This window comes from Rossellomorea sp. YZS02, assembly GCF_033963925.1.
GTDB lineage: Bacteria > Bacillota > Bacilli > Bacillales > Bacillaceae_B > Rossellomorea.
On record NZ_JAXBLY010000005.1, the window covers coordinates 178,663 to 203,989 of the forward strand.

Below are 25,327 nucleotides of genomic sequence, written 5' to 3' on the forward strand. Positions count from 1 at the left end.
CCAATTCATGACCATTTAGAATAGAATGCTTGATATGATAGCATTCACTTCTTCCAAAGGCTGAAAAAGGGAGGTCCGTCCCTCAAAGGCTTAAGTTGTATCCGATATGGGATAGTGGTAAGATTGATAGGGAATATATCGTGTTTTGGTGGGAGGATTATTGCGTTTTATAGCGAATTTTAAGTAGAGTGATGCGGAAGAGTTTCTGGGAATTTACAGGGATTTCACATAATTCTCATCGGAATCTCATTTAGTTTCGTTATACTTGTGACGTTTGGCTCTCATTCCAACACAGATAAAGGAGCGTTTATACATGCTTGGTCTATTAAACAAAGTGTTCGATGCGAATAAAAGAGAATTAAAGAGGCTGGAGAAACTGGCCGATCAAATAGAAGAATTAGGCCCCGATATGGAGCGTCTGACGGATGATGAAATCCGTGAAAGAACAGAGCGCTTCAAAGAGCGTTATCAAAAAGGCGAAGATTTAGAGGACATGCTCGTTGAAGCATTTGCTGTCGTTCGTGAAGCGGCTCGACGTGTACTGGGACTTTACCCGTACCGCGTTCAGCTTATGGGTGGTATTTCCCTTCATGGCGGAAACATCTCCGAGATGAAAACCGGTGAAGGTAAAACCCTGACGGCTACAATGCCTGTTTACTTGAATGCTATCACAGGAAAAGGCGTTCACGTTATCACGGTCAATGATTATCTTGCCAGCCGTGATGCCGAGGAAATGGGTAAACTGTACAATTTCTTAGGGTTAACTGTAGGGCTCAACCTCAACTCTATGTCCAAAGATGAAAAACGTGAAGCCTATAATGCGGATATCACATATGGTACAAATAACGAGTTCGGGTTCGACTACCTTCGTGACAACATGGTGCTGTACAAAGATCAAATGGTTCAGCGCAGCCTTCATTTTGCCGTCATCGATGAGGTCGACTCCATTCTGATCGATGAAGCACGTACACCATTGATCATTTCAGGTAACGCACAGCGTACGCCTCAGCTGTACATCCAGGCGAATGCGGTCGTACGTACCCTGAAAAAAGAAGAAGATTACACATACGATGAAAAAACAAAAGGTGTTCAATTAACAGAAGACGGAATCAGCAAGGTAGAAAGAGCCTTCCATATTGATAACCTGTTTGATATTTCACATGTAACTCTTAACCACCACATCAACCAGGCGCTGAAAGCCCACGTTAGTATGCACCGTGACGTTGATTATGTAGTTCAGGAAGGCGAAATTGTCATTGTTGACTCCTTCACGGGACGTCTGATGAAGGGCCGCCGTTATAGTGACGGTCTTCACCAATCAATTGAAGCCAAAGAAGGCCTTGAAATCCAGAACGAAAGCATGACGATGGCAACGATCACGTTCCAGAACTACTTCCGTATGTATGAAAAGCTGTCCGGTATGACGGGTACAGCGAAGACGGAAGAAGAAGAGTTCCGTAATATCTACAATATGAACGTTATTGTCATCCCGACGAACAGACCGATCGTCCGTGATGACCGAGCCGATCTGATTTACGCTTCCATTGAAGGGAAGTTCAATGCGGTTGTGGATGACATCAAAGAACGAAACGATAAAGGGCAACCTGTACTGGTCGGTACGGTTGCCGTAGAAACGTCAGAATTGATTTCCAAGCTTCTTACTAAAAAAGGCGTACGCCATAATGTATTGAATGCGAAAAACCATGGCCGTGAAGCAGAAATCATTTTAGAAGCGGGGCAGCCTGGTGCTGTCACGATTGCAACAAACATGGCCGGTCGTGGTACGGATATCAAGCTTGGGGAAGGCGTCATCGATCTTGGCGGTCTTGCCGTTATCGGTACAGAACGTCACGAATCACGCCGTATCGATAACCAGCTCCGTGGACGTTCCGGACGTCAAGGGGACCCTGGTGTGACTCAGTTCTACCTTTCAATGGAAGATGAATTGATGAGAAGGTTCGGGTCTGACAATATGAAGAGCATGATGGAACGCCTTGGAATGGACGATTCCCAGCCAATCCAAAGCAAGATGGTCAGCCGTGCAGTCGAATCCGCTCAAAAACGAGTGGAAGGAAACAACTTCGACGCTCGTAAACAGCTTCTACAATATGATGATGTCCTGCGTCAGCAGCGTGAAATCATCTACAAACAGCGTAACGAAGTCATCGATTCCGAAAACCTTCGTGAAATCGTTGAAGGCATGATCAAATCAGCCATTGAACGCCAGGTAGCAGCACATACTTCAGAAGAAGAGATGGAGAACTGGAATCTGCAAGGCATCGTAGATTACGTCAATGCCAATCTTCTACCTGAAAATGACGTGACGGTCGACGATCTTCGCGGAAAAGAAGCAGATGAAATGGCGGCACTCATTTATGAAGATGTACAGCACCGCTACAATGAAAAAGAAGAGCAGCTGACGCCGGAGCAAATGCGTGAGTTTGAAAAAGTCATCCTGCTTCGCGCCGTTGATACAAAATGGATCGACCATATCGATGCCATGGATCAACTTCGTCAAGGTATCCACCTTCGTGCATACGGACAAAACGATCCGTTACGTGAATACCAGCATGAAGGATTCGCTATGTTCGAAAGCATGGTCCTTGCCATCGAAGAAGACGTGGCCAAATACGTCATGAAAGCGGAAATCCGCAACAACCTGGAACGCCAGGAAGTGGCCAAAGGTCAAGCGGTCAACCCGAAAGAAGACGGAGCAAAAGCCAAAAAACAACCAGTCCGTAAACAAGCAGACGTCGGCCGCAACGACCCATGCCCATGCGGAAGCGGCAAAAAATACAAACACTGCCACGGAATAACCGGATAACGAAAAGAAATCAGATGATACCTGGGACTTATTTTGCTAAAATAAATCCCAGGTACTTTTCCGTTTTTTACAGGTAGCAGAAGTAGAGGTATTTATAGTGGATGATTTTGTGAAAGACTTTGTTGAAGCCTTGTTGATTAAAGCGGAAGGTGCTCGACTCCTGCGGGAAAAGCGGGACAGTTCGAAAAGCGGAGGCGGCTTGCACAGCCCCGACAAGCATAAGATGAATGGGCCGGGAAGGCGCCCTTTGCCTTCTTGGACCATTTAGCTTATGACCTCGAGGGGCTAGCCGCCGGAGCTAGACAGGTGAGACCCCGCAGGCAAAGCCGAGGAGGCTCACCGCCCGCCCCGCGGAAAGCGAGCACCTGCAGCGGAAATCAACCGCTACTGTCCAAATTAATAGCCATTCATCCTACTTCACAACCTTTTCAATTAGGTAATCCCAACAACCCAAATAACTATAGAGGTGACCACACATGGAACTATCAGAAATCAGAGCAGAGTTAGAAAAATCAGCTAAGACATTAGCGGACTTCAGGGGGTCTCTTTGACTTAGAAAACAAAGAGGCAAGAATCCAGGAACTGGACGAAATCATGGTCCAGCCCGACTTCTGGGATGACCAGCAAAAAGCACAAGGACTTATCAATGAAGGGAACGGTCTGAAGGATCTAGTCAATGAATACAAATCATTGCTTGAATCCCAGGAGAACCTGGAGTTGACCCTTGAACTAGTCAAAGAAGAGCCGGACGAAGAACTTCAAAAGGACCTGGAAGAAGAACTAGGTGACCTGATCAAACGTCTAAACGACTACGAGCTTCAGCTTCTATTAAGTGAAGAACATGATAAAAACAATGCCATCCTTGAACTGCATCCCGGTGCAGGTGGAACCGAGTCACAGGACTGGGGTTCCATGCTTCTTCGTATGTACACTCGTTGGGGTGAAAAACGTGGATTCAAAGTGGAAACTCTGGATTACCTTCCAGGAGATGAAGCAGGAATCAAAAGTGTAACGTTGGCAATTAAAGGCCATAACGCATATGGTTACTTAAAAGCTGAAAAAGGCGTACACCGTCTTGTTCGTATTTCACCATTCGATTCTTCGGGCCGCCGTCATACTTCATTCGTGTCTTGTGAAGTTATGCCTGAATTCAATGAAGAAATTGAAATCGACATCCGTACGGAAGACCTGAAAATCGATACGTACCGTGCAAGTGGAGCCGGTGGACAGCACATCAATACAACCGACTCAGCTGTCCGTATCACTCACTTACCAACTAATGTCGTGGTAACGTGTCAATCGGAACGTTCCCAAATCAAAAACCGTGAGTCGGCCATGAAAATGCTGAAAGCGAAGCTCTACCAAAAGCGGATCGAAGAACAAGAGCAGGAGCTTGCTGAAATCCGTGGAGAACAAAAGGAAATCGGGTGGGGAAGCCAGATCCGTTCCTACGTCTTCCATCCATACTCCATGGTCAAAGACCACAGAACCAACACAGAATCAGGAAACGTTCAAGGCGTCATGGACGGCGACATCGACCCATTCATCAACGCATACCTGAGATCCAGAATACAATAAAATGCCAAACTGCCCTCCCGATCAGCGGAAGGGCAGTTTTTTTGAGGGACGGACCTCCAAAAGCCATAGATCGACCATATTAAAGCCCTTTACCGAGGTCCGTCCCTCAAACTCATGAACCTCATCCCATTAATGCTTTAACACGTTATTGGACTGTTATTTACACCTTTATGTGCCCATGCTATACTCTCAAAGGTTGATGCAGAGGGATATTAGAGCAGTTAATCTTCTCGATATGCATCACGATATCAACTTGTATTTCATTAGAATTGAGAGTGCAAATTCGTCATGGATTGTATACTTCTTCACAAAAAGGATGTCCTGATTTAGAGGTCCGTCCCTGAAGAGTGGTGCATCAAAGAAAAGATTTGTACTCATACTATTAATACATAGGTTAAAGGAGTCGTACTGGATGGGTTTGAAGGAAAGGCGTCGTGATCAGGTAATTAATCCACGGAAAGAGAAGTTGTTAGAGTATTTGTTTGTTGTGTTTGGGTCGACGATTGTGGCCATTGCGTTTAATGTGTTCTTACTTCCGAATGAGGTTGCCTCAGGAGGGGTTAGTGGGATATCGACCATCCTGAATGGACTGTTCGATTGGAAGCCCGCATATGTCCAATGGGCATTTAACATACCGCTATTCATAGCAGGATTGATCTTCCTGGGTCTGCAATTCGGTGTTAAAACAGCCATCGGTACGGTGTTTTTACCACTTGTCGTGTTCTTGACCGAAGACTGGAAGCCATGGACGGAAGATCCGCTCCTTGGCGCACTCTTTGGCGGAATCGGTGTAGGACTTGGTTTAGGGATCGTGTTCCGGGGAAGAGCCTCAACTGGAGGGACGGACCTAGCTGCGCAGATTGTTAATAAGTTTACGGGACTGTCTCTTGGGACATGTGTCGCCCTTATTGATGGTATGATCGTTCTTTCGGCAGCCATCGTTTATGATATTGAGCGAGGGTTATATGCCCTAATTGGATTGTATGTCACAAGTAAAACCATCGATCTCGTACAGGTCGGAATAAGCAGATCGAAAATGGCATTGATTATAACCAATCGCCAGGAAGAAGTTCGTGAAGGAATCCTGAATAAAATCGACCGTGGTGTGACAAAACTATCTGCATACGGTGGCTACACGGATGATGAACGCCCGATCCTCATGTGCGTTGTTGACCAAACAGAATTCACAAAACTGAAACAACTGGTCAAAACCATTGATCCAACTGCATTCGTCGTCACAATGGATGCTTCAGAGGTACTGGGGGAAGGTTTCAAACGGGTTTAATCTTGGTATAATTATGTAAGAGAGGGACGGACCTTGTATCATATCCGCGACTCTGATAAATGTTTCCGAGGGGGATTAAAGATGAAGAGAAAGCTGCTAGGTGTTCTTTTTGGCGCTTCATTGGTACTGGCTGCCTGTGGTGGTGACGGCGGCGACAGTACAGAAACAAGCTCCGGCGGAGTGGACCCTGAAAAAATCGTAAATAATAAGTGCACCAGCTGCCACGGTGGAAACCTTGAAGGCGGGATGGGGCCGGCCCTGAAAAATATCGGTGCTGAGCTAAGCAAAGATCAAATTCTTGAAACCATCAAGAATGGTAAAGGTCAAATGCCACCTGGACTCATTGAAGGTGAGGAAGCGGAAGCAGTAGCTGAATGGTTATCCAATAAGAAATAAGATCAGGAGAAGAATCCACGTTGGGGTTCTTCTTTTTTTGCATGGATTCACTCCATCAACATAAAATATCCACCATTTCTTACTCCTAAGAGTTTATCCACAAGTTTTTCCTAGTCCTTCTTTAAGTGTTTATTACAGAAGTTTTTCTTACATCATGGTTCATTTTGCTGAGCTCAATTATAACCTAGTAATTTAATCAGAATAGCATCAACTTAACGTTTATCATTTTAAGAACCTGAAACTTTAGAGTGTAGTATTAGTACCTGTTATTAGATAAAAAGTACTATTTTTCCATCAAAAAATAGGTAAAATCGACAACAAAACAGGTAAAAAATTCACATTTTTTCACGTGCTGAAATGAAAATGTAATAATTTTTTTCCTTAACTTACTATAAAGTGATGTTATAATTATTTTCGGAAGCGTAATTCGAGTTTTTTCACCATTTTTTGTCTAACGGTGGTAAAGACGACTAGGGTTACGTGCCGTGTACATATGTCGATAACAGCCAAGAGGGTAACTACATAATACAAATTAGGTGATTTGAAAATGATAGAAATGAAAGACGTCTACAAGCAGTACAGCAACGGTGTCATGGCTGCTAATGGCTTTAACGTCCACATTAAGCAAGGTGAGTTTGTGTATGTGGTGGGTCCAAGTGGCGCCGGGAAATCTACGTTCATCAAAATGATGTACCGCGAAGAACGTCCTTCCAAAGGAGATATCATCGTTAATGGTATCAATCTCGCAAAACTGAAGAATAGTAGAGTTCCATACTTACGAAGAAATGTTGGAGTCGTGTTTCAGGATTTCAAGCTGCTACCATCGCTGACAATCTATGAAAACATAGCCTTCGCACTTGAAGTAATAGAAGAACATCCAAAACAGATTAAGAAGAGGGTCATGGAAGTTCTTGACCTGGTAGGGTTAAAGCATAAAGCAAGAATGCTGCCGAATGAGTTATCAGGCGGGGAACAGCAGCGTGTATCGATTGCACGATCGATTGTGAATACGCCAAAACTTGTGATTGCAGATGAGCCGACGGGTAACCTTGATCCGGAAACGTCTTGGGATATCATGAACATCTTTGAAGAAATCAGCAACCGTGGAACAACGGTCATAATGGCTACGCATAACCGTGAAATCGTAAATACAATCAAGCACAGGGTAATCGCCATTGAAAATGGCCGCATTGTCCGGGATGAACAGCGAGGTGATTACGGTTATGAAAGCTAGAACGTATGGCAGGCATTTCAGAGAGAGCTTCAAGAGCATCGGCCGTAACGGCTGGATGACTTTCGCATCGGTGAGTGCGGTTACCGTAACACTGCTACTTGTAGGTGTGTTTATCGTATTGATGTTAAACATGAACAAGGTAGCGACTGATATTGAGAAAGACGTTGAGGTTCGTGTATTACTTGAAATTGGTACTGAGAAATCCCAGATTGATCAGATTGAGAAGAAGATTCAAAAGATAAATGGAGTTGAATCCGTCGAATACTCTTCTAAAGAGGAAGAGCTTCAGAACCTCGTCAAGGACTTGGGTGACGATTTCAGATTATTTGAACAAGATAATCCACTGTATGATGTGTTTATCGTAAAAGCTGAAAACCCACGTGATACGGGAAAAATAGCTGGACAAATCAGCTCATATGACGGTGTAAATGAAGCACTGTACGGTGAGGCGAAGATTGAAAAACTATTTAATGTGCTGGAAATGAGTAGAAATGTAGGACTTGTATTAATTATCGGTCTACTATTCACTGCCATGTTCCTCATTTCAAATACAATCAAAATTACCATTGTCGCAAGAAGAAGGGAAATCGAGATAATGAAACTCGTGGGTGCAACCAACTGGTTTGTACGCTGGCCGTTTATATTAGAAGGATTATGGCTGGGTGTTTTAGGTTCTATTATCCCGATCGCTCTTGTCACCACAGGTTACTACTATGCTTATGAATTTATTAAACCGAAACTACAAAACAATTTTATTCAGATATTAGATTTTACCCCCTTTATCTACCAAGTAAACGGATTGATTTTACTGATGGGTTGCCTGATCGGTGCCTGGGGAAGCTTTATGTCTGTGCGTAAATTCTTAAAAGTGTAAAATTTGATAGGTTGATAGAAGCTGAAAGGAGCATGCCGCTTGAACAGGAAGTATTTTATATCATTATCACTTGCAGCAGCATTAACAATCGGGGGTCTGCCAACGTTCGCTACAACTGCTAGCGCTAACTCCTCTGTGCAGGACTTAAAGAAACAGCAGGGTGACGTTTCTTCTAAAAAGGAAGAGGTCAATGGAAAGATAAATGAGAAAAATTCACAAATTGACCAAAACATCAGCAAGCAGAAAGATATTCAATCCCAAATTACTGAAATCAGCACGAAGTTGAAAGATACAGAAACAAAAATTACAGAAAAAACAAAAGAGATTAATGAAACGACTGCTAAAATCAATAAGCTTAAGGCAGATATTGAAGAGTTAAAGGAAAAGATCGCAGAACGTAACGAGCTTTTAAAAGAACGCGCTCGTGCGATTCAAGAGAAAGGCGGCTCAGCCAATTATCTTGACGTACTTCTTGGAGCGGAAAGCTTCGGAGACTTCATCAACCGTGTCACAGCAGTAAATACAATCGTAAATGCAGATAAAAAAATCATGGACGAACAGAAACGCGATCAAGCTGAATTAGAGAAAAAGCAGGCGGAAGTAGAAAAAGAACTTGCTGACCTTGAAGCTTCAAAAGCGAATCTTCAGTCCCTGAAAAAAGATCTGGATAGCCAAAAAGCTAAAAAAGCAGAATTATTCAAGCAGTTAGAAGCTCAACAGGCTACGTTAAAAGTAGAAAAAGCTGATCTTGAAAAAGAATCAGACGAGCTTGCTAAGATGGAGCAGCAGCTTGAAGGAGAGATCCAGGCAGAACAAGCACGCCTGGCAGAACTAGCCCGTCAGCGTGAAATTGAACGCAAACGTCAGGCTGAAGCTGAAGCAGCTAAACGTGCAGCGGCTACGTCAAGCAATAGTGGTGGTGGCTCGACGTCAACAGCGCCAAGTGCCCCGGTAAGCTCAGGAGCATGGACAGCTCCAGCACATGGAACGATCACTACCAACTTCGGATGGGATGTCTTAAATGGTGAAAGAAGATTCCACTATGGTACAGACATTGCGGCACGTGGAAGTGTTCCAATCTCAGCAGCAGCTGATGGATATGTCATCAAAAGCCATTACAGCTCAAGCTACGGTAATGTTGTATACATTACTCACTCTATCAACGGTCAAACGTTCACTACTGTATATGCTCATATGTCTTCTTCATTAGTAAGTACTGGACAAGCTGTGAATAAAGGCGACCAAATCGGATACATGGGTAACACCGGCTTCTCATTTGGACAGCATTTACACTTTGAACTTTACAGAGGATCTTGGAGTGCATCTCATTCCAATGCTGTAGATCCACGTCAATATATTAACTTTTAAGTTTTAAAACCCCGTTCTCTAGTAGAATGGGGTTTTTTATCGGATGCTTTCACTCTGTATTAGGATAAAGGATTCATCAACTAATTACGGTATTGTGTTTTCATATCATCTTTCTTTTAGTATAATGACAATATATTTAAATGATTTTCGAAAAAGGCAAACTAATTGAAAAATTAGGACGCAAAGCCACGGGTCTTCCATTTTATTAAAATAATGATCGCCGGGTTACCGAAATAACGGAAGCAATGAATACTAATGGTTGCATTTTGCTAGTATGATTTTGCCTGCCGATTCGTAGGATATTTTTTACTAGAGATGCTTTATTAGTAAGGATTGAACCTGTAAGAAGGATGATGGTATTGGAGTTAGCTGATATAAAGAGACAATTGAGAAGTTTCTGCAGAAGAAATCGTACAGCATTAAAGTACACCCATATAGGACAGTATACAGCTGAAGAAGTCAGTGACATGTTCCTGGAATGTGTCGGTCCTGAAGAACTTGAAAAGATCCTACACGACATTGAAATAATCAATCAGCGCGGTGGGGACAGCGTTAAATATTTTATGCTTATATTGGAAGGTTTGAAAGCGGCCTAGATTGCAAGAATACTTATGGATCACCCTTTGTATAATCGGGGTGATCCTTTTGTTTTATGAATCGTATCAGGGCAGGTATAGTTCTTATTTGTTCAACGGTCCGACACACATCCAGCGTACAAATCTGTAATAATTCAACTAAGGGATACACTATGAGTAAATAACTTGATTGTGGGTTTGAGATTTAAGATACTAATACATAATAGGGTATATATTTGAACGGGGGAATTTCAATGACCGGACATTTATTTGAACATCATAAAGCTTCAAAGCTGCTTGATCCAAAGCGGCAAGCCATAGTGCCTGTAGACAAAGCATTGGAGATGCTTCAATTAAAACCTGATGATATTGTGGCAGACCTGGGTTGTGGGAATGGATATTTAACCCTTCCGATTGCCAGGATAGTTGAAACGAAGGTGCAGGCAGTAGATTTACAACAGGAAATGCTTGAGTACTTGAAGCAGCGTGCTGGGGAAGAAGATATAGACAACATCGTGTATGTGAAATCATCCCTTGAGTATCTTAGCTTCAACAAGGAAACGTTAGATAAGGTTGTATCTGCTTTCGTCCTGCATGAAGCTCCTGATTTGATCAAAGTTTTTCAAGATCTTCATGACATGTTTAAAGACGATGGAATCTGGTTGATTCTTGATTGGGAGGCTGTAGAATCCGAAATGGGACCGCCAATAGAGGAAAGGCTTGCTTCTGAGGACTTGGACCGTCAACTTACTTCAGCGGGCTTCACGACAACAGTCGGGCATTTCCATCCGTCCGTCTACTATATCGTTGTGAGAAAGAACGCTTGTTAGTGAAGGGAGTAGTGACCGATGCATGAAATGTGGTACTCCATAGGTTCATTCACGTTTCCTTCTTCCTGGGGAGCAATCATTGCCTCCTTCTTCCTGACGTATCTGTTTCTCTATTTCTGGAATAGAAAGGCAAGCGATTGGTATTCGAGTGCGGTCTTTTATTTTATTCTTACCTGGAAGCTGAGTGTCATAGTGGTAGATTTTCAAACGGTCATCGATCATCCCCTTACAATCCTGTATTTTCATGGAGGAAGGGTTGGTTACTGGCTGGGGATCCTGGCAGCACTTTTATACATAACCTTAAAAAGGGGAGTAAGCCCATCCATTGTAGTCATCGCCTGGGTCAGTACGGTGGTTTCCTTTGAATTTGTCCATCATGTATTAGAACTGGATTTCCTTTCAGAAATCTTCCAACTTATCATCAACGGGACACTCTTTTGGTTTCTATTAAAAAAATCAAGTGGACTAAAGCGGGAAATATGGATAGTGCAATTAGTGGTTGTTTTCACACTGCTTCAACTGCTGTTTCATTCGTTAAATACAGGTTTTACGTTCACTACCGTTACATGGACGTATGTAGTGGTGATGATCTATCTAATTGCTTTATGCGGGAGGAGGAACCATATTGAATAAACGGAATTTTGCCCTGGCAATCGTTGCACTGCTAATTGGGATTTTTCTAGTTAACCTGTTCCAGGATCAACAGGAAAAAAAGGCAAAGCAAGAGTCAGCACAATTAGCCAAAGAGTCCATGGACCTGAGCAATGCCAAGCAGGGGCTGACGAAAGGTGACCGTGCGCCGAATTTTGAACTCACCACTTTAAATGGCGAGAGCATTCAACTGTCCGACTATCAGGGAAAAAAAGTGATCCTGAATTTCTGGGCCACCTGGTGCCCGCCATGTAAAGCCGAAATGCCCCATATGCAACAGTATTATGAAAAAAATGCGGATAAAGAGAATGTCGAAATACTTGCCGTTAATCTGACTTCCCAAGATGACGGAAAGAAAGCGGTCCAGCAGTTTGTCGATGGATACGAGCTCACCTTCCCGATCCTCATGGATGATAAAGGTGATATCGGAGACGAATACAGAGCTTTTACCATTCCGACCACCTATATGATCGACACCAACGGCCTCATCCAGCACAAAATCGTCGGCCCCATGAACGAAGAAATGATGGGTAAAATGGTCGAACAGATGGAATAATGGGAGGGACGGACCTGGTTTCATTACATACGCTATGAGGTATAAGTAACCATGACTCAAAAAGGAGGATCAATATGTTCCATTACACAAAAGAAGTTTCAATGAATGTGAAAGAAGCGGTGACAGCCGTTGAGAACGCACTTAAAGAGGAAAGTTTCGGTGTTCTTTGGAATCTTGACCTTGCCGGGAAGCTCCAGGATAAGGGTCTGGACTTCAATGAAGAAGTGGTCGTGCTCGAAGTATGCAATCCGCATGAAGCAAAGAAAGTGCTGGAGGAAAGCATGCTCGTAAGTTACTTCCTGCCTTGTAAAGTGACGGTATACACAGAAGGCGGAACAACCAAAGTCGGTATGGCGAAGCCGAGCAAGCTGATTGAGATGGTTGATAATGATGAACTGAAAGAGTTGGCATTGGATATTGAAAATCGCTTGATCGGTTGTTTAGAAAACGTTTGATGGATGGGAACCTGTTGCAACAAAGCGACAGGTTCTTTTTTTATGGAAACCAACATCTCTCACTCCTCACAATCTTCTGAATATGATACACTTTTTAAAATACATAGATAAAGGAAGGATGACGGAAATATGAAATTCACCACCAAGGTTGTACATAGTCAGCTTAAGGGAACGGAGGAAATCCGCAGTAAGACGACGCCGATCTACCAGACGTCTGCATTTTCTTTTACCTCACTGGAGGAGCTGGAGGGCTTTTATGAGGGGAAGTCTCCTTATCTCTATACAAGAACGGGTAATCCCAACACCGATGAACTGGGGAAGATGGTGGCGGACCTGGAAGGAGCACCAGCTGGTGTCGCCACATCTTCCGGTTTATCCTCCATCCTCGTGGGAATCCTGGCTGTCGTTCGATCAGGAGACCATATCGTAGCAGCAGAGGATTTGTACGGTGGTACCTTCCATATGTTAAAAGCAGAACTGAACTCATTCGGCATAACCACATCATTCGTTGATTTTACAAATGAGAAGGAAGTAGAAACAGCGATCACTCCGCAAACCAAACTGCTTTACAGTGAAACCGTCACAAATCCATTTATGCGTGTTGAAGATATCTCTAAAATGGTCGCTTTGGCGGAAAAGCATGGCTTGAAAACGATGATTGACAATACGTTTGCCACGCCGTTTCTGCGCCAGCCTTTCCTTGAAGGCGTAGACTTGGTCGCCCACAGCGCGACGAAATATATCGGTGGACACAGTGATATCACGGCAGGGGTGGTCGTAGGTCACGAAGAGCTTGTCCAAAAAGCAAGAGAGAAAGTGGTCAATATTGGTTCGAATTTAAGCCCTTTCGAAGCCTGGTTGACCTGCCGTGGTGCCAAAACGCTGGCACTGAGAGTCGGGACACAGGCCCGTAACGCAGAGACCCTTGCAGATGAACTGCGAAACAACAGAGGAGTGAAATCGGTCTATTACCCAAGCAACCTATCAGAAAAAGGGAACGGTGCAATCGTGACGATTGAACTTGAGCCAACATGTGACATCAGTACATTCTTCAAGTCCCTTGGCTGGATCAAAATCATCCCGTCCCTGGCCGGTGTGGAAACGACGGTATCGTATCCACTTGGAACATCCCATCGTGCCCTTCCGAAAGAAGCTCAGGAGAAACTTGGCATCAACACCCATGTGGTGCGCATATCGTTAGGTATCGAGGATGGGGAAGACATCGTCGCTCAGTTTACAGACGCCATTGTAGCTTCTGTTAAAAAATAAAAAATTCTGAAAATACTCTTGACGATGGTGCTCCTTACCCTTTATAATTCATCTCAACGCAAGAATTTTTTACTTTGACAACTATATGCTCTTATCCAGAGAGGTGGAGGGACTAGGCCCGATGAAACCCGGCAACCTTCATGTACGCTAAAGCGTCGCATGAAAAGGTGCTAATTCCTGCAGGCGATTTGCCTGAAAGATAAGAGGAGGACCCTATTCATTTAGACCCTCTTCTTAGGAAGAGGGTTTTTTGTTTTTACCTCTTCTATCTTCTCAGTTTTTGTGTTCAGCAGGAGAATGTTTGGAGAAGTTCAGCTGCTGATATTCTTTGAAAATTCAGCAGGTGAATTCATCCCAATAATCAACAGCTGAAAAAACCACCCTTTTCAACAGCTGAACCAAACCAAACCAAACCAACCGTAAACCAATCCAAAGCCCAAATCTAAAAAAACCAGGAGGAATTCCCAATGACCAAATCATTCGATTTCGACACTCTGCTACTTCACGGCGGCCAGGAGCCCGACCCATCCACAGGATCAAGAGCGGTACCGATCTATCAAACTACTTCCTACGTATTCGATAACAGCGATCATGCAGCCAAACTATTTGCCCTTGAAGAGCCTGGCAACATCTATACACGCATCATGAATCCGACAGTCGACGTTTTGGAGAAGCGCCTTGCCTTGTTAGAAGGAGGCATCGGGGCCCTTGGGGTGTCATCGGGAATGGCCGCCATCTCCCTGTCGATCCTGAATATTGCTGGAGCAGGAGATGAAATCGTGGCAGCCACAAATCTCTACGGTGGAACGTATAACTTGTTCTCTACGACTCTGCCGAAATACGGGATCAAGGTTCATTTTGTGGATCCGACTGATCCTGAGAACTTCCGTAAAGCAATTACGCCGAAAACGAAGGCGGTATTTGCCGAAACGATTGGAAATCCAAGCCTTCACGTTCTGGATATCGAGGCGGTCTCAAAAGTGGCGCATGACAACCACATTCCACTTATCATTGATAACACCTTTGCCACTCCGTACGTGTGCAAGCCGATCGAGTGGGGAGCGGATATCGTCATCCACTCTGCAACCAAATGGATCGGTGGTCACGGGACGGCAATCGGAGGCGTCGTCATTGACGGAGGGAAGTTTGACTGGAACCATGAGAAATTCCCTGGATTCACGGAAGAGGACAGAAGCTATAATGGACTTCGCTACGCACAAGATGTTGGCCCGGCTGCATTTATCACCAAACTTAGAGTGCAGCTTCTCAGGGATCTCGGTGCCTGCTTAAGTCCTCAAAACGCATTCCTGTTGCTGCAGGGACTTGAAACCCTGCACCTCCGTATCGAACGTCATACGGAAAACGCATTGAAGATTGCGGAGCATTTAAATCAGCACAGCGGGGTCGCGTGGGTGTCTTATCCTGGACTGCCTCAGCATCCATCCCACGCACTTGCTCAAAAATATTTAAAAAACGGAGCAGGCTCCATCGTCGTCTTTGGCATAAAAGGGGGCAGGGATTCAGGGCGGAAAGTCGTTGATAATATTTCCCTATGGTCCCATGTTGCCAACGTCGGGGATGCGAAATCACTGATCATTCATCCAGCTTCCACGACGCATCAGCAATTAAATGAGCAGGAAATCCGCGCGACCGGGGTAACCGAGGATCTTGTAAGACTTTCCGTCGGCTTGGAATCTGTGAAAGACCTGATCGAGGATTTGGATCATGCGATTGAAGTGGCGTTGGAAACGTCGAAGGTATAAGATTTAGGTTTATTGAAGATAAATCCAGGGCTGGATGCTAGTAAAAGGGCATCCAGCGGGTTACTGTATACAGATATCAGCGAAACTGCTTCTTGCAGTCAAATTTAAATGAACCTTTAATACTAATCGGGACATATGGTCGGTGGAAAAACTCAACCCATCGATCACCCCAAACAACACCAAAAAGGAGGTGGAGGAATGGAGAATTCATATTCGTACGAAGTAAGCTCCATTACCATCCCATCCCTCACGTTAGAATCAGGCATCGAGTTGGAAAATGTTCATCTTGCATATGAGCGTACAGGTCGTAAAGATGGCCCTGTCATCCTCGTATGTCATGCCCTCACTGGAACCCATATTGTCAAAGGTACCAGTGAGGACCGCGGCTGGTGGGCTGGACTGATTGGCCCCGGGTCGTATGTTGATACGGAGCGATTCAATGTGGTTGCTTTCAATGTATTGGGAGGGTGTGAAGGAAGCAGTGGTCCAACGGCCGTCAATCCGGATACCGGAGAGCGATACGGTCCGGATTTCCCCCACATCACGATAAGAGATATGGTCCATGCCCAATATGAGGCGCTGCAGCAGCTATCCGTCCAGCACGTAGAAGCTGTGATCGGAGGTTCACTCGGTGGTATGCAGGCGCTTGAGTGGGGAGTGCTGTACCCTTCCTATATCAATAAAGTGTTCGCCCTTGCTGTCTCACCGGCACTGAATGATTATGGTCTCGCGTTCAATCATATCGGGATCACGGCGATCGAAGGGGATCCAGAATTTTATAACGGACACTATCCCCAGGGAGCCGGTTTAAAAGGGCTGGAGATCGCAAGGATGGTCGGGATGGTGACGTATCGGACCCAGGAATTATTCGATCAGCGGTTTCAGCGGGAGAGGACGAATGAGCAATTTAATGTAGAGAGCTATCTGGATTATCAAGGAAAGAAATTAGGAAAGCGTTTTGATCCCAACAGCTATCTTACCTTGTTGAAAGCCATGAATACCCATGATATCGGAAGAGGAAGGGGAGGTGTGGATAAAGTCGCTGAATCCTATCGGTGCGAGCTGATTTCCATCAGCTACGAGGGTGATTTGATCTATTCCCCTCAATACTTAAAAGACTTCACGGAACAAGTATCAAATGGGGAGCACTACTATATCCCGACAGCATTCGGTCATGACGGATTTTTAGTGGAATTTGAGAAGTGGGGAGGGATCATCTCTTCCCATCTCAAACACCATCAGGTTCAAAGAATGGCGACGAACATCAAATAATCTCCATCCAATCATAACTCGTCCCCTTCCGGCATATAGTTAGATAAGCAAAGACATCGCACCGCCTTAGCGCGTTTTTGTGTGGTGTCTTTTTTCGTTGGGTGGAAGATTTTCATCCAGACCATAAACAAACGACTAGCTGGAGGGGAATATATGGAGTGGACGGGCAGAAGGCTCATCATCACCATCATCATTAGCATGCTGATCGGTGCAGGAGGAATGTATGGAGGTTTGGAATGGGCTGATTTGGCAGGGGACGAGCCTGCTCAGTTCGATGGTAAAGGGGAGCTTAATGATAAGCTTCACAAGGTAGAGGTCGCTTATGATCTGATCAGCGATAAGTTTTTTCAGGATGTAGACAAAGGGCAGCTCGTGGAAGGTGCGATCCAGGGGATGCTGAAAACCCTCGATGATCCGTACTCTGTATACATGAACGCAGAGACCGCGTCCCAATTCAATGACGCCTTGGATTCGTCCTTTGAAGGAATCGGTGCGGAGGTCACGATCATGGACGGGAAGCTTGTCATCGTGGCACCGTTTAAAAATTCACCTGCCGAGAAAGCGGGACTGAAACCGAATGACCGCATCATCAAGGTGGACGGGAACAGTATCGACGGCCTCGACCTTTACGAGGCAACGTTGAAAATACGAGGGAAAAAGGGTACGGAAGTGAAGTTGGAGATCACGAGAGAAGGACTGTCGGATCCAATCGAAGTGTCCGTGAAACGGGACGATATCCCGGTTGAAACGGTCATCTCGGATGTGAAGGAAGTCAATGGTAAGAAAACGGGTTATATTCAAATTACCACCTTCTCGGAAAATACCGCCATCGATTTTAAAAAGCAGCTGGCAGAACTTGAAAAGAAAAAAGTGGAAGGATTGGTCCTGGATGTGAGGGGCAACCCTGGAGGACTCCTGTCGAGTGTGGAAGAAATCCTGAAACAATTCGTCACTGAGAAAAAACCGTATGTCCAAATCCAGGAACGAAGCGGAGAGGTGCTGAAATCCTTCTCGAACAGTAAGGAAAGAAAAGCGTATCCTGTCGTCGTTCTTATCGATGAGGGCAGTGCATCTGCATCTGAAATCCTTGCCGGTGCGCTGAAAGAGGCAGAAGGCTATCCCCTGATCGGGACGAAGAGCTTCGGGAAAGGGACCGTACAGCAGGCAGTGCCGATGGGGGACGGCAGCAACATCAAGCTGACGATGTTCAAATGGCTGACGCCGAACGGGAACTGGATCCATAAGAAGGGAATCAAGCCGGACATCCCGGTCAGACAGCCATCCTACTTCTATGCCCATCCCCTTCAGGTGGAGAAGCCATTGGAAGAAGGCATAAACAATGAACAGGTGAAAAATGCCCAGGAAATGCTTCAAGGGTTAGGCTTCACACTTGATCGGGTCGATGGATATTTCAGCAAGAAAACCGCTAAGGCCGTCAAGGACTTCCAGATCCAGGAAAGCATGGATGTCACGGGAATCATCGATGCCAAAACTGGGGAGAGACTACAGGAAGAAATAGTAAAAGCGGTGCAGAATGAGCAGAATGATCTGCAGCTGCAGGCGGCTTTGGAGTATATTGAAAGAACAGCAAAAGGAACTGATAAAGAATAGTCTGCTAAAGAGAAAGGTTCTTAGTGAAATGAACCTTTCTCTTTTTTTTAGTTTTATTCGTGAAAAAAGAGGGGATATAGGAATGGATGTCGAATAATATAACTTAATTTACCAATTAAGGGTTCTATATGACTAAAAGGAGGTGCAAGATTGAAAAAATAGATAACAAGTAATGAATATATAGTCCTTATCCTCAATATAGTAAATTAACATTATTTCTAATTACTTTTTTTAAGGAGGTGAGGAATATTGATAGAACCAAGTAAAATGCATGAAGAGAGCGTTGCACTGGAGCAGGTGGACATTAAGACTCGAATAGATAAGTTGAACAGCAAGAGGATGATGGATATCGTCATCAGTTTGATTTCTATGATTCTATTAAGCCCGATCTTTCTCCTGATATACCTGCTCATTATGATGATGGATGGTCGCCCGGTCATATTTAAACAAACCCGGACAGGCATCAATCATACTCCCTTTACTATTTATAAATTCCGAACCATGAGGGAATCCAATGAAGTAGAGTACGGCTGGAAAGATAAAGTCCCTGATGACTTCGTGTTCAAAGGGGAACACAATCCGGATATTACCACCCTGGGAAAGATTCTTCGTAAAACAAGCCTCGATGAATTACCACAACTATTGAATGTTCTAAAGGGTGATATGAGTATGGTAGGTCCACGACCGGAAGTGCCACGCATCACTCGATATTATGATGAACAGCAGCGACAGAGATTATTAGTAAAACCCGGAATGACCGGATATGCCCAAGTAAATGGGCGCTCTGATATGAACCACGGACAGAAGATATTCTACGATTTATATTATGTTTATAATCAATCTCTCCGGTTGGACCTCAAGATCCTGTTGAAGACAATCGGTACTGTTTTGCGGCGTAGTGGTTCTTATTAGAGAACAACGGAGGTTGAAAGGAGTGTAGGGGTGGAGCAATCATTTAATTATCAAGCTATATTGAAAGAGCTAAAAAACGGTTTGAAATTCATTATCCTGACCACAATACTCACGACGGTCCTGGGGGCCATCATCACGTTCTTCTGGCTCTCTCCTATGTATGAATCCAAGACAGATCTGCTGGTCAATGGTACGGTCGTGAAAGGGAATGGGGAAGACTTATCACTTAATGAAGTGGAAATCAATATCCGTTTAATTGAAACCTACAGTATCATGATCAAGAGTGACCGGATCATGGATAAGGTCGAAGATAAGCTTGACCAGCGCATCAGTAAGGAAGAGCTGGTTAAACAAACAAGTGTAGTCACGAACGAAAACTCCCAGATCATTTCCATCATCGCTGAGAGCCCGAATCCTGAAAACGCAGCAGAAATTGCGAATGAAGTAGCTCTGACGTTTAAAGAAGAAGTAAAGAAAGTGATGGATATCGATAATGTTCATGTTCTTTCATCTGCCAGTCCAAGTGATAAGCCGGTACGCCCCAATAAAATGATCAACATCCTTCTGTCTATGGTCATTGGGTTTATTTTGTCTGCTACATGGGTTCTCTATAGGAAACACTTTGATATGAAATTAATCACCATCCATGAAGTAGAAGAGGCATTATCCCTTCCGGTGTTGAGTGGGATTCCTCATATGAAGAAGTCTAAAAAGGTGGGCGGGGGCTTATCTCAACATCTATTAAAAGCCGGAGAGGTTCATTCCCCTCTTGCTGAGGCTTATCGTTCGCTAAGGACGATTGTCCAGTATAAAACGAAGAACAATGCTGCTTCTGCATTAATGGTGACAAGTAAGCATCCAAATGAAGGGAAGTCATTGACCAGTGCCAACCTTGCGATCGTCATGGCACTCGATAATAAGAAAACCGTTTATATCGATTGTGACTTAAGGAGACCTGATGGACAATTCCTCTTTGGTGTCAGCAGTAGAAAAGGGGTTACTTCCTATCTAGAAGGATATTCTACAGCGAAGGAAATTGTATCAGGAACACATATTCCGAATCTCTCGGTCATCGTCGCCGGAATCATACCTCCGAATCCTACAGAACTTCTGTCATCAAAGAGAATGGACCAGTTGCTGCAAGAGCTTAAGAAAGAGTATGAATATATCATTATTGACAGTCCGCCGATGGTCGTATCAGATTCTTTGGCATTAGCCAACAAAGTGGATGGATGTATATTCGTCGTGAATGCCCAAAAATCCAAACGTGATGAAGTGTCCGATGGAATTCAGCAACTGCAGCAGGTGAAAACGGAAATCCTCGGTACCATCCTGAATGAAATCGCTCCATCCAAGAAAGTTCAGTATTACTATTAATCGTTATAACAGAGGAGGAATCAGTGTGATTGTAGATATACACAACCATATCTTACATGGTATTGATGATGGCCCCGTGACACTTGAAGAATCGATTTCAATGGCAGGACAAGCGGCGGAAACGGGTATTTCACATGTCATCGCCACTCCCCATCAAGGGAACGGACTCCATTTTAATAAAGGGCATCGCATTGTCCATCAGGTAATGGAACTAAATCGTGAATTGAAGAAGCGTCAGATCCCGCTTACGATACTTCCGGGAATGGAAATCCATTTATACGGAGAAGTTGCGGAGGATTTGCAGAAATTGGACTCCATTTTGTTGACTCTGAATGAAACGAATAAGTACGTGCTGATCGAGCTCCCTAATAGTCATTTCCCCTCCTATACGGAGATGATTCTTTATAAGCTTCAATTGGTGGGGTACGTACCGATCATTGCCCACGTTGAACGTAATGAAGAATTGAGGAAAAAGCCGGAGCTGCTGTATTCCTTATTTCAAAAAGGAGCCCTATTCCAAGTGAACGCTGGTAGTATCTTAGGTAAGTTCGGAAAGAGTATTCAAAAGTTTGCCTATGAATTGATCAAATACAATCATGTTCATGTTGTGGCATCTGACGCTCATAATCATCATTCCAGGACGTTTACATTAGGGGAAGCCTATCAAGCGATCCAACATGAATTTTCGGCTATGTATACCAATTACTTTCGTGCCAATGCCGTGTATATTGCCAATGGCATGGATTTCACCAGCTTTACACCAGAGAAAATAAGGAGAAAACAGAGATTGATCGGATTTAAGTGATGCCGCTCCCATGAAGTCATACGTGATTAAGGTGGTACAAGGAGATGAAATTCATAAAAAAATTAAAGGCTCTTATCCTTAAAGGAAACTTCTATCGTAACGTCTCCATTCTCGTTTCAGGCACAGCCATATCTCTCATCGTCATCGTATTGACGACTCCATTGTTGACTCGATTGTACACACCTGAAGAATTTGGTGGATATTCCATTTATGTATCCATCCTGTACACGACATCGGTGATGGCTTCCTTATTATATGAATCGGCTATCCCACTGCCAAGGGATGAGGATGATGCGGTAAATCTCTTAAGTCTTTCATTGATAATTGTATCTGGAATGAGTGTTTTAAGCTTGATTGGGGTCTGGTTGTTCCGGCATTTCATGGCATCCATCGTGAACATTCCCCATTTAGAAGAGTACTTATGGCTACTGCCTTTGAGCTTATTCGGTTTTGGCGTCTTTCAAGTATTGAATACGTGGCTCATAAGGAGGGAAGCCTACCCCTTCATGGCTAAGGGGAAAGTGTTTATGAACATGAGTCAAGTATTCTCGCAAATCAGCCTGGGTCTTCTTCATTTTGGCCCGGTTGGTTTGGTTGCAGGAGAGGTAGTTGGAAGGATGGTAGGCAGCAGTACAGTACTCAGGCTGTCTTTTAAATCCATTAGAGTCCGCCTTCATCAAATCAATCTAAAAAAAATGGGGATGTTGGCCAATCGCTATAAGTACTTTCCACTTATATCAAGCTGGTCGTCCATATTAAGTGTTGCCAGTGGTCATTTGCCTGTCTTCTTCATCGCCGCAACATTCGGGTCGAAAGCTGCAGGCCTTTATATGCTCGGTCAGCGGGTACTTTCGATTCCAGACGCCCTGATCGGGTTCTCGGTGAAACAAGTGTATTTTGCCAGCGCCACAAAACAGAAGCGTTCCACCACTACTCCATTGAACTCCCTTTTTTGGCAGATGGTGTGGAAGCTGTCTGGTGTAAGTTCCTTGATCATATGCATCATTGTAGTAGCCGCACCATGGACATTTGGACATGTGTTTGGCGAAGGGTGGATTGAATCAGGGACCTACATCCAAGTGATGGCGATTCTATTTTTCTTCCAGATGGTCGTTAATCCCATTACATCAAACTTTTATGTCTTTGAAGCCCAACATTTACATCTTATTGGGGAATTCGTTCGTTTTGTTCTCTTGTTGGCTGCAGTATTGGTTTCGATCCATTCCCAATTCTCATCCATACAGTCCCTGCTTTGTTTAAGTGTTCTGGGTTCCGCAGGATATTTGGTTGTTGCTTTTCTTGCCTGGTATGCAATGAGAACAAAAGGTGTGACCCAAGATCAATTGAAATGTGAAATAGGAGTTGAAGCCAGTGAAGCTAAATGAATTTCTTCCCGGTTGGCTGAATTCGTTTCTTTATTTTACATTGGCTTGCAGCTCAATCGTATTTGTTGAGCCTTCTCCCTATGATGTTCTGTTAATGATCCTTATCGCATTGATGTTGAAGAAAATGATCCCCTTTTCGATGGAGCTCCCTGCTCCAATGCTTCTGCTGATCATATTTATAACGTGTAATTTGGCTTCACTCTATTTTGCAAAGGATCCTGTCCATGGTCTCAGCTATAGCGTCATCACGTTTTACCTCGTACTGACATGGATCTGTATCGGGAGCGTGGTCTCCATATATAAAGAAAAGGCTCTTGAGACCATATTTAATGGATACGTAATTGCTGCAATGGCAGCGGCCGTAATCGGTCTCGGTTCCTTCTTCAACCTACTTCCGTTTTCAGATTTATTTATGTGGTCGGGAAGAATAAAGTCGATGTTTAAAGATCCGAATGTGTTCGGTCCCTTTGTGATTCCTGCGGCACTTTTCTTGCTACTGAAGATTGAGATGGTGACTGGGAGAGAAAAAGTGAAAGTATGGATGTTCATCAGTTTCATTGTCCTCTCTTTAGCCGTCTCATTAAGCTTTTCCCGTGCTGCCTGGGGGCATCTTGTCGTCGCACTTTTCATTTATTTTATGTTTTTTAAAGGGAATATCAACAAACGAATCGGTATTATCATTCTCCTTATTCTTTCTTCTCTTCCGATTCTCTACTTTGTTATGGCATCTACTGATCTAGTCGATCTGTTTCATGAGCGGTTAGGATATCAGGAATACGATAATACCCGGTTTGATAAACAGAAGGAATCGTTGGAAGCCGCATTGACCCATCCTCTGGGAGTGGGGTCGGGGCAATCGGAGATGATGTTCAATCATTCTACTCATAGTTTATATGTGAGGATACTCACTGAAAATGGATTTCTGGGGTTTATCTCTTTTATTGGTTTTGTGGGGATGAGTATGTTGACTTGCTTCCGGAATATCAGGAAGACGGAAGGAGTGTATCAGGGTTATTTTGTTGTGATTCTTGCATCCATCATCGGCTTACTTTTCAATAGTTTCTTTATCGATACACTGCACTGGCGCCATTTCTGGCTGCTGCTTGCCTTACCCTGGTGCACTGTCGACAGTATTCTTAAACAAGAGGGGGGAGTATATGAAAGTCATACAATTCATTACAAGAATGGATGATGTAGGGGGAGCTCAAGTTCATGTTCTCGATCTCTCCCTGAGCCTTATGAGAGCGGGACATGAAGTAGTCGTCCTCTCCATGGGGAGCGGACCTGTCACCGATGAGCTCCAGAAGAAAGGAATTAGATGCGAAGAGTTGATACATCTTCAATTAAAGATCCATCCAATACAAGATTGGTTTGCATTGAACGAGCTTTGCAAGTGGTTGAAGAAACTAAAACCTGATATTCTCGCTACTCACTCTTCGAAAGCAGGTATGCTGGGACGTATCGCTGGAAAGATCTGTCGAGTCCCAACTGTATTTACAGCCCATGGATGGGCCTTTTCTGAGGGGGTGCCTGAAAGGAAAAGAAGAATGTATGCCATTCTTGAAAGGGTTGCAGGAAAGATATCCAATGGGATCATAACCGTTTCAAACTATGACTATCAGTTAGCTAAAAAGCACCGGATCATACACGAATCAAAAATGAAGACGATCCATAACAGTGTTCCAGATGTTCCCGAAAATCTCCGAAGGAATCCATCGGGGTCCAAACCCAAATTAATCATGGTAGCAAGGTTTGCCTCCCCAAAGGATCACCGACGCCTTCTCCTCACACTGGAAAACATCCGGGAGCTCTCTTGGGAGCTGGATCTGGTGGGGGACGGACCTTTAGTGCAGGAGATAAAGGATATGGTTGCAAGGAGTTCCATTGCACATCGCGTCCATTTCCTTGGGAACAGACGAAATATACCCGAACTATTGGCAGACTCACATCTATTTGTATTAATCTCAAGGCATGAAGGACTTCCCATCAGTGTCATTGAAGCAATGAGAGCCGGGTTACCCATCGTTGCATCGGATGTAGGAGGAATGAGAGAACTTATTGATGAAGGGAAGAACGGTTTTCTGATCCCAAGGAATGACTCAGAGACATTAAAGGAAAGGTTAAAGACGCTGCTCATTGACCCACAATTGATGAATAAAATGGGGCAATGCAGTAGAACGAGATATGAGAGTCACTTCTTATTTGAACATATGAGTGATCAAACGATAGAGATGTATAAGGCAGTTCAGCTAAATGGTATTGGAATGAGACCAGTCGGACTTCCAAATAAGAGTAGAGAGGTGTAAT

The 25,327-nt window shown here is 44.1% G+C and carries 22 protein-coding genes and 2 riboswitches; all 22 genes read left to right on the top strand.

Going from position 1 to position 25,327, the window contains the following annotated elements; translation table 11 throughout:
* Window positions 1-313: 313 nt before the first annotated feature.
* Complete coding sequence (secA, locus tag SLH55_RS07110; protein ID WP_320323063.1) at window positions 314-2,824, top strand: preprotein translocase subunit SecA; 2,511 nt, start codon at window positions 314-316, stop codon at window positions 2,822-2,824.
* Between the two features lie 476 nt (window positions 2,825-3,300).
* Window positions 3,301-4,402 (top strand): peptide chain release factor 2 gene (gene prfB / locus SLH55_RS07115; protein ID WP_320323064.1). Its coding sequence is split into 2 segments (ribosomal slippage): window positions 3,301-3,372 and window positions 3,374-4,402, totalling 1,101 coding nucleotides; the frame shifts between segments, so codons are not numbered across the junction.
* Between the two features lie 412 nt (window positions 4,403-4,814).
* Window positions 4,815-5,687, top strand: coding sequence for a YitT family protein (locus SLH55_RS07120; protein WP_320323065.1), 873 nt, complete (start codon window positions 4,815-4,817; stop codon window positions 5,685-5,687).
* Window positions 5,688-5,768: 81 nt separating this feature from the next.
* Entirely contained in the window at window positions 5,769-6,083 is a 315-nt protein-coding gene (cccB, locus tag SLH55_RS07125; protein WP_320323066.1) for a cytochrome c551, read from the top strand.
* A gap of 547 nt (window positions 6,084-6,630) precedes the next feature.
* A complete protein-coding gene (ftsE, locus tag SLH55_RS07130; RefSeq protein WP_098351957.1) occupies window positions 6,631-7,317 on the top strand; it encodes a cell division ATP-binding protein FtsE in 687 nt (228 codons plus the stop codon).
* On the top strand, window positions 7,307-8,191 hold the full coding sequence (gene ftsX, locus SLH55_RS07135; RefSeq protein ID WP_320323067.1) for a permease-like cell division protein FtsX: 885 nt from the start codon (window positions 7,307-7,309) through the stop codon (window positions 8,189-8,191). The genes ftsE and ftsX overlap by 11 nt, the downstream gene beginning before the upstream one ends.
* A gap of 39 nt (window positions 8,192-8,230) precedes the next feature.
* Complete coding sequence (locus tag SLH55_RS07140) at window positions 8,231-9,559, top strand: murein hydrolase activator EnvC family protein (RefSeq protein WP_320323068.1); 1,329 nt, start codon at window positions 8,231-8,233, stop codon at window positions 9,557-9,559.
* Window positions 9,560-9,704: 145 nt separating this feature from the next.
* Window positions 9,705-9,792: riboswitch (cyclic di-GMP riboswitch) on the top strand.
* Window positions 9,793-9,918: 126 nt separating this feature from the next.
* Complete coding sequence (locus SLH55_RS07145) at window positions 9,919-10,155, top strand: hypothetical protein (protein WP_219165887.1); 237 nt, start codon at window positions 9,919-9,921, stop codon at window positions 10,153-10,155.
* A 233-nt stretch (window positions 10,156-10,388) separates the two neighbouring features.
* Window positions 10,389-10,964, top strand: coding sequence for a class I SAM-dependent methyltransferase (locus tag SLH55_RS07150; RefSeq protein ID WP_320323069.1), 576 nt, complete (start codon window positions 10,389-10,391; stop codon window positions 10,962-10,964).
* A gap of 18 nt (window positions 10,965-10,982) precedes the next feature.
* Window positions 10,983-11,597 carry a hypothetical protein gene (locus tag SLH55_RS07155; RefSeq protein WP_320323070.1) on the top strand — a complete coding sequence of 205 codons (615 nt, stop codon included), beginning with the start codon at window positions 10,983-10,985 and terminating at the stop codon, window positions 11,595-11,597.
* Window positions 11,590-12,171 carry a redoxin domain-containing protein gene (locus SLH55_RS07160; protein WP_320323071.1) on the top strand — a complete coding sequence of 194 codons (582 nt, stop codon included), beginning with the start codon at window positions 11,590-11,592 and terminating at the stop codon, window positions 12,169-12,171. Before SLH55_RS07155 ends, SLH55_RS07160 begins: the two co-directional genes overlap by 8 nt.
* A 74-nt stretch (window positions 12,172-12,245) precedes the next feature.
* Complete coding sequence (locus SLH55_RS07165) at window positions 12,246-12,626, top strand: DUF302 domain-containing protein (protein WP_226676326.1); 381 nt, start codon at window positions 12,246-12,248, stop codon at window positions 12,624-12,626.
* A gap of 129 nt (window positions 12,627-12,755) precedes the next feature.
* Window positions 12,756-13,895 carry a PLP-dependent aspartate aminotransferase family protein gene (locus SLH55_RS07170; RefSeq protein WP_320323072.1) on the top strand — a complete coding sequence of 380 codons (1,140 nt, stop codon included), beginning with the start codon at window positions 12,756-12,758 and terminating at the stop codon, window positions 13,893-13,895.
* Between the two features lie 88 nt (window positions 13,896-13,983).
* A riboswitch (SAM riboswitch) is annotated at window positions 13,984-14,101 on the top strand.
* Window positions 14,102-14,362: 261 nt separating this feature from the next.
* Window positions 14,363-15,658, top strand: coding sequence for an O-acetylhomoserine aminocarboxypropyltransferase/cysteine synthase family protein (locus SLH55_RS07175; protein ID WP_219165881.1), 1,296 nt, complete (start codon window positions 14,363-14,365; stop codon window positions 15,656-15,658).
* A gap of 198 nt (window positions 15,659-15,856) precedes the next feature.
* Window positions 15,857-16,930: a homoserine O-acetyltransferase MetX gene (gene metX / locus SLH55_RS07180; RefSeq protein WP_320323073.1), complete on the top strand. Its 1,074-nt coding sequence runs from the start codon at window positions 15,857-15,859 to the stop codon at window positions 16,928-16,930.
* Window positions 16,931-17,083: 153 nt separating this feature from the next.
* On the top strand, window positions 17,084-18,541 hold the full coding sequence (locus tag SLH55_RS07185; RefSeq protein WP_320323074.1) for a S41 family peptidase: 1,458 nt from the start codon (window positions 17,084-17,086) through the stop codon (window positions 18,539-18,541).
* Window positions 18,542-18,790: 249 nt separating this feature from the next.
* Complete coding sequence (locus tag SLH55_RS07190; protein ID WP_320323075.1) at window positions 18,791-19,453, top strand: sugar transferase; 663 nt, start codon at window positions 18,791-18,793, stop codon at window positions 19,451-19,453.
* Between the two features lie 30 nt (window positions 19,454-19,483).
* Window positions 19,484-20,830, top strand: a complete 1,347-nt coding sequence (locus tag SLH55_RS07195) for a polysaccharide biosynthesis tyrosine autokinase (RefSeq protein WP_320323076.1) — start codon at window positions 19,484-19,486, stop codon at window positions 20,828-20,830.
* Window positions 20,831-20,855: 25 nt separating this feature from the next.
* Entirely contained in the window at window positions 20,856-21,635 is a 780-nt protein-coding gene (locus SLH55_RS07200) for a tyrosine-protein phosphatase (protein ID WP_219165877.1), read from the top strand.
* A 44-nt stretch (window positions 21,636-21,679) separates the two neighbouring features.
* The gene (locus SLH55_RS07205) at window positions 21,680-23,020 is read left to right on the top strand and encodes a lipopolysaccharide biosynthesis protein (RefSeq protein WP_320323077.1); all 1,341 of its coding nucleotides are present in this window, start codon (window positions 21,680-21,682) and stop codon (window positions 23,018-23,020) included.
* Window positions 23,007-24,212, top strand: coding sequence for an O-antigen ligase family protein (locus SLH55_RS07210; RefSeq protein WP_320323078.1), 1,206 nt, complete (start codon window positions 23,007-23,009; stop codon window positions 24,210-24,212). The genes SLH55_RS07205 and SLH55_RS07210 overlap by 14 nt, the downstream gene beginning before the upstream one ends.
* The gene (locus SLH55_RS07215) at window positions 24,178-25,326 is read left to right on the top strand and encodes a glycosyltransferase family 4 protein (protein ID WP_320323079.1); all 1,149 of its coding nucleotides are present in this window, start codon (window positions 24,178-24,180) and stop codon (window positions 25,324-25,326) included. The genes SLH55_RS07210 and SLH55_RS07215 overlap by 35 nt, the downstream gene beginning before the upstream one ends.
* Window position 25,327: the final 1 nt, after the last annotated feature.